Annotated in this window: 5 protein-coding genes and 1 pseudogene; all 6 read right to left on the bottom strand. The window is 44.6% G+C overall.

The features are described from left to right. Positions 1 to 1,657 (bottom strand): hypothetical protein (locus tag F6K20_RS20950; protein ID WP_287295913.1); only part of this gene is annotated, 1,657 nt, incomplete at its 3' end. 167 nt (positions 1,658 to 1,824) lie between these two features. After that, on the bottom strand, positions 1,825 to 2,193 hold the full coding sequence (locus F6K20_RS20945) for an RRXRR domain-containing protein (protein WP_008177928.1): 369 nt from the start codon (positions 2,191 to 2,193) through the stop codon (positions 1,825 to 1,827). Between the two features lie 448 nt (positions 2,194 to 2,641). Beyond that, positions 2,642 to 3,601, bottom strand: a complete 960-nt coding sequence (locus F6K20_RS20940) for an ADP-ribosylglycohydrolase family protein (protein ID WP_008177931.1) — start codon at positions 3,599 to 3,601, stop codon at positions 2,642 to 2,644. 80 nt (positions 3,602 to 3,681) lie between these two features. Continuing rightward, on the bottom strand, positions 3,682 to 4,152 hold the full coding sequence (aroQ, locus tag F6K20_RS20935) for a type II 3-dehydroquinate dehydratase (protein ID WP_008177933.1): 471 nt from the start codon (positions 4,150 to 4,152) through the stop codon (positions 3,682 to 3,684). A 903-nt stretch (positions 4,153 to 5,055) separates the two neighbouring features. Next, positions 5,056 to 5,943 (bottom strand): CHAD domain-containing protein, encoded by an 888-nt coding sequence (locus F6K20_RS20930; protein ID WP_502708853.1) that lies wholly within the window; start codon positions 5,941 to 5,943, stop codon positions 5,056 to 5,058. 56 nt (positions 5,944 to 5,999) lie between these two features. After that, positions 6,000 to 6,097, bottom strand: a pseudogene (locus F6K20_RS20925) (IS630 family transposase); the annotation flags it as partial.

Here is a 6,097-nt window from a genome sequence, read left to right as displayed (position 1 = left end):
CTCCTGGCAGAACTGCAGACCAAATTGTACTAGCAGTGGCACTAATAATCAGATTGATAATCAGGGAAACGACACCTTGAGTTAAGCCCACCCCAACTCCGAGCAGAGCCAATTCCTCTCGCGATCGCATTCGTCCTGCCATCAAGGCACCCAGTAAACCACCAGCAACATTTGCTAGTACTTGTTCTCCAGTGACTTCCATACTAAAGGTCACTAAGCCTGTCAGTAAACCCACTACTGTCACGCCCATCGTAGACCCATAAAAGTTCCCTACTAACAAAGCAATAGCAGGCATAGTGTAGGGAATCTCGAAGAAGGGACTCTTGAAAAGTATTGATATTGGCATACTCAGGGTCAGTAGCAATACCAAAATGTAGTCCCGCCGTCTCCATTTCGGGTGAACTCGCCGTTGCACTAAGGCAAAGATGCCCACCGTAGTAGTAACCAAACCACCAAATCCCATCAAACCCAGCCAGTTAATTCCTCGACGGCTTAAGTCGAAATAATCCAGTAGTACAAAGTCTGTTTGAGTGATGGTTTCACCTTCGGTTACAATCACATCTCCTTTCCGCACTGAAACCATCATTGGTTCCACTTTTTCTGCTGCCTGTTCTGCTATGAGCTTGGTTAATTCTTTGTTTTCGATCAAGTTGGGTTCTAAAACTCTCACTAGTAAATACTTGGCTAGTGGTTGAGCTTCCTGGGGCATAAGGCTACTCAAGTTTACCTTCACCGCCTCTTGGATCAGATTTGGTGGTAATCCTGGAACAATGCCTTGGGTCAGGATGCGACTAGCAGCCTGCTTAATGACTATGCGGGTTTTCTGCCAATCTTGATCTGATAGATCGAGTACGGAAACATCATTTAGGCTACTGAATTCAGGGCTAAGGTATTCTGAGAGCTGAGGCAACACCTGAGCATACTGTTGGCGAGCAGCAGATATTGACTCAATCAGAGCTGAGAACTCTTGTTCAGAAGACTTTTGACGGTAGCTTTGCAGTTCACTTACTGCCTGAACAAAAGCTACATTTAATGAATTTTCTGGCGGAGTCGGTGGTTTGGCTTCAGAATCAAACCCGTTGCCATGGTTATCGATATCTGAAAATGCCAAGATAGCCCGCCATTCCCATTCCTTACTTTGCCGTAGATACCGCTGGGTGGCGATGGATAGTACATCAGTCTTTACAAAAGGAAAAACACCGCTGTTAGTGCGCAGTTCTTCGACAGCGTCCAGAGACTTATCAAGATTTTGATAAATTCCTTCTGTAACAGATTGGTCAATCATCAAGACTGGTTGAGCACCTCTTTGAGCTTCTTTGCGTCTCTCAGCCGTGGTCTTAGAGTCCTCAACTATAGCATCGAATGGTGCCCGGATTGTCTGTGGTGCTACTCTGTCTTCACGTAGCTGTGGCTGATTGTAAAAGCGCCCTCCCATAACACTGGTCAGGGAAACCACTGCTAAAGTCCACATTACAGGTAGAGTAATTCTCTGTTGAATTTGGTGCTGGCTTTTGCCCCAATCTTTTCCTGAAGTTAGGCTAGTCGAAGTGCCTTCACCATGGGTTGGAGACTCTCTCGGCTGTAGAGGTTGTCCTTTCAAATTCTCCTGCTGTGGGCTAACTGAGGATTTGGCAGCACTAGAGGAGTTAAATCCCAAAAAACTGCGAAGGTGCTGAGATGTTCGCCGTAATTGCGTGATCGGCTGCGTCAGCGAATTGAACGTTTTCATAGCACAGGAATGGCAATGTCTGGTAACAGTAGCGGTCTGCTCACAATTTGCTGTGTGGTGGTGGCATTTTGCTTAAAGACATCTACATTTATTTATTATTCATAAAAAACACTGGAAAGTTTGCCTCCACTCATTTTAAATCCACTCATTTGACATGGGTAGAGCCCACGTTGCGTGGGAAACTTCCAGTGACAATCAGGCCTTGTATACTGTAACAGTAACTGGAGTTTGCGAACAGAAAACTTCATTAAAGTGGTAATTATGGTTTCGTGGTTACCTTGGTCAATCCCCATGGCTATTGGTTGGGTTTGACTTCCAGATGATTCACAGACCAACTTCACCGTAAATACGCCTAGGTCATTATTTACAACTTTAGCTTTTCTTTCTTTGATCCATTCCCTAGGGGAACTTGGGGTAATTTGCATTAGTGGCTGTCGAGTTGGTGATAAAATGGCTACTCCCATGGAGATAATCCTCAATCATGGAGTTATAAGTCCCCTCGACCACCTAATCCAAGATGATTCCTGTCGTTAACCGCGACTGAAGTCAGCAGTCTTGCAGATACTCCAGCTTAGGGGTTGTGGCTGGAAGTTCTTACCAGGATTAGGCTCAATGGTCTAGTCACACTTAGGCTTAAGTCTTACCCCATAAGCACCCTTTATTGCGGGGTCAGTAACAGAATATAATCTCAGACTTCACTGATTTTTAGCTGACAAGGCTCAGAAGCCAGTGTTTTTTTAGATCATCTTAGTTTAACTGGTTTATATTGGTTTTACCTATAGCTGTGGTAGCAAATTCAACACCACGGGTGCAACACAGGCCATGAAAATTTTATGTACCATCAAGTTTCAGGCTACAGCCCCTTGTAGGTGGAGCTTCATTTTTGGTTTGACAGTCCGTTGATTGAACAGCTTATCGCGATCCGATCACTCTTGGTGCTACCACAGCTAGCTTCTGAAACTCAGCTATGGCTGAAACATCATATACACCTGACCACACTGCCAACAACTGGTCTGCTAATTGCCATTGGTCAACCCCAGTACCGCTGAGGTTAAGCGCCATCAGCCAGGGCACTGGAATACCGATGATACCGTTATAGGCACCAGCTAAAGCACCTGTTAAGGCAGCAGTAGTTTGTGATTGATAGCCTGTAAGAGCTGCACGAGTTACACAGAGGCGAAAATCTTCTGGGGTGTTTAGGAAACAGTACAATGCTAAGGCAATCGATAAAGAGCAGTCATCCTCAGACTCATTTCTACGCCTTTGCTCTCGACGCAGCTGGATAACAGTTTGTTCTAAACTTGCCCCAAGCTCGAGTAGAGTTTGTAATTGTTCCAAGTGTTGCACCCAGACCTTTTGATTTTGATAGTTCCCTAGGTAGGCAATGATTCTGGAAATCAGGGTAGGGCAGTCAAGTTTTTCGGTAAGGGCGATCGCTGTCGCCCAAGCTATTGTCAAGACACTCTCAAACCTTTCAGAATCATTTTGCCAAATTGCTGCCGCCTCTAGCAGTTTTTGGCGCAACTTGACTTCATCTTCATGAAAAAATAATGCTATTGGTAAGGTTGCTACTGCTGCTTCGCTACTGTTGGCAGTCCCTTTTAATGAAAGGATAGAGGGTTGAGCCTTTTCACACTGCACTAACCAATCTCCTAAATCGAGGTTGCCACAGCGAATCAAACTTTCAATACCACAAGTAGCAATCTTGCTCCAATGGGAAATCGTCTTACTCAGACCAGCATCCCCTTGGGATGGCGGTCGAAATCTTACTTGAGCTGGTCGTAACTTTTGGCAGCCACTCCCAGCCAGGATTTCTCCCACAAGGCTACCTAACAAGGCACCTCTAAATCGGTTCAAAAGTGAGTACCGCATCCATATTTTGTCAAGAAATCTAGTGTGCTTTTAAATTGCCTTTTTCAACCCGCAAGGCAGCACCCATCAAATTTTTGATTTTAATTACCAATCGATTTTCTCAATGTAAGAACTAGAGCCTGTAACCCCAGTCTATAGCTGTTAGCTCCAAAACCACTAATCTGACCGACTACCACTGGTGCCATGAACGAATGATGTCTAAAGGCTTCTCGTTGATAGATGTTGCTAAGATGAACTTCTACAGTTGGCAAGGCTACCGCAGCTATTGCATCTCGAATAGCCACACTGGTATGGGTATAAGCAGCAGCATTAATTAAAATCCCGTCGTGGTGTCCTAAAGCTTCATGTATCCTATCGACTAAGATACCTTCATGATTAGACTGCAACGCTGTCACGCTTGCCTCAAGCCTTTGCCCTTCTTGCTCTAGGAGATAGTTAATCTCATCCAAGGTGACAGATCCATAAATACCTGGTTCTCGCTGTCCCAGTAAATTAAGATTGGGACCATGGAGAACCAGGATACTTAGACGTTTTCGAGAATCACCGGACACAATGACTATCTAATTCCGACGACACCTTGGGTCATTAACAGGAATGGGGATTGGTTCTGGTTCAGGCTGAGCCTCAGGACCTAATAGCGCTTCAATAAGCTTGCGCGCCCATTCTTGAATTTTTTCCAAAACCTTTTCTATATAGTCCATCAAGCAAAAAGCTCCTATAAGACCACTTGTATCTTTTCTTTTACACTTTCAGTTCCCTAACAGGTTAAAAACCATTACTGCTTTTTGAGCAGATCAGCAAGGGAATCAGTCTTGCCTAAGGTTTTTTTGGCTTGACCATGACTCTGAGAAAGGAAAAAGAACAAAGTGTTGTATCTATTATGTTAATAAGGCTAGCACATTTTATACAATTCATTCAACCAAGATACATTAACCGTGTTTATACCCTCACCAGCATAAGACCTATCAGTTGCCTGACCGAAAAATTGGGGAGTGTGAGGGGTGAGGTCTATACGCCCCTAGCTTTAGATATGGGGTTAGCATCACCCCTGACATAAAACAATTGAGGGATTCGGCGTTTCATTTGTTCTGTTTGTGTTATGATGTTATTACTGGCCTACCACAGGTGAGAAGTCGTCGGTATCACCAATTAATCTACGACGTAAAGCGATGGTAGCAGCAAGGGAGCGAAAAACCCTAAAAACGCATGGACTCTAAAGAGTACCGACCAAAGCGCAAAAGTTAAGTTTTTTAGTCAAAGGTAGGGCGGGGCACGCCCAAACCCTGGGAGAGTTATTCCAGTAAGCTTGTGGAGAGCAGACCGCTGGGTACACTTGCTTAAACTAGATAATGCGTTTGTAGACGGTTATTTGGTGCGAGGAACGGTAAAACCCTTGTGTATTAAAGTCAGCTCGTCGAAACAAGAATCCCCTGGCATAAGCGCCATGGGGAGTGTCAATCAGTCAGTAATATTTGCCGAAAGGCTTGCCTGGTTTCGGGCTTCAAATAATTCTGTTGTAAGGTTTGCCACTGTTGCCATGATTTGTAGCGGTTGGCCTGTAGTAACTGAGCCAACTGGGGAGCGTTATGCTTTAGGTCTGAGTGAAAGACAGAGTTTAAGAATTCGTCTAAAACCATACTGTCCTGAATATCACCTAAGATGCCTTGAATTTGCTTCATATCTTCGACATAGTCCTTATAGGTAGGACTATAGAGTTCAGTAAATAGATTCATTTGGTAACGCACCCGCTTGGCTTGCTTGCGTAGATCGTGAATCATTGATCCACGAATGGCTAGCAGGGACTCAACTGCTGCTGGTTTCAGCTGCTTGGGAGTTTGGCTACCAGTATCCTTAAGATCAACGCCCACTAGCCAAGCGGGGTGGAGTAACAGGCGGCTGACAATGGGTAAGAGTAAATCAGGTAATACTGCAGCCGCTGGCATCTGAGCCATTTCTTTATAGGTGGGTTTTTTTAGCCACAGTTTTAAGGTTTGCTTAAGCTTTTGGTGTGGCTTACCTTGCAGAACGTCCCGAACTTGTTTTAAAGCTTTGCACCGCTTTTTTTCCAAGTAAACGTAGGCTTGCTTCAATGCTTTCCGTTCTTTGGTCGGTAACTTGGGTTGGTAACCTTTGTGGAGGGTTTCTTGGAGGACATCTAGATCTCGAAGACTCCCTAGAATACGGGCAATCTTACCAATCTGTTTTTCAGAGGCTGCTTTGGGCAAGACTACGGCAGGGGTAAAACTAGTGACGGCGGTACGCAAGCGCCGCATTCCGATACGCATTTGGTGCAGCTGTTCGGGATCTCGATCTTCGAGAACGGCGGCTTCGTGACTAAGCATTTTCTGGAAGTGTTTCTGAATTCCCAGATATAGTTATTTTAAATAAGGAGGAGACACTAAGAAGCACAATATTCACGAATTACTTCATCCAGAGAAGTGTCTATAGAAGTATACATTCTGGCTCTCTTTAAAGCACTAAAATCATGCTCTATAT

Source organism: Moorena sp. SIO2C4, from assembly GCF_010672485.1.
Taxonomy (GTDB): Bacteria; Cyanobacteriota; Cyanobacteriia; order Cyanobacteriales; family Coleofasciculaceae; genus Moorena; species Moorena producens.
Note: the sequence above shows the minus strand (reverse complement) of the source record. Positions and strands in the feature narration are given on the sequence as shown.

Excerpts from the sequence above, each read along its gene's own strand:
- F6K20_RS20945 (WP_008177928.1), bottom strand. The coding sequence starts at position 2,193 with ATGGGAGTAGCCATTTTATCACCAACTCGACAGCCACTAATGCAAATT.
- F6K20_RS20940 (WP_008177931.1), bottom strand. The coding sequence starts at position 3,601 with ATGCGGTACTCACTTTTGAACCGATTTAGAGGTGCCTTGTTAGGTAGC.
- F6K20_RS20930 (WP_502708853.1), bottom strand. The coding sequence starts at position 5,943 with ATGCTTAGTCACGAAGCCGCCGTTCTCGAAGATCGAGATCCCGAACAG.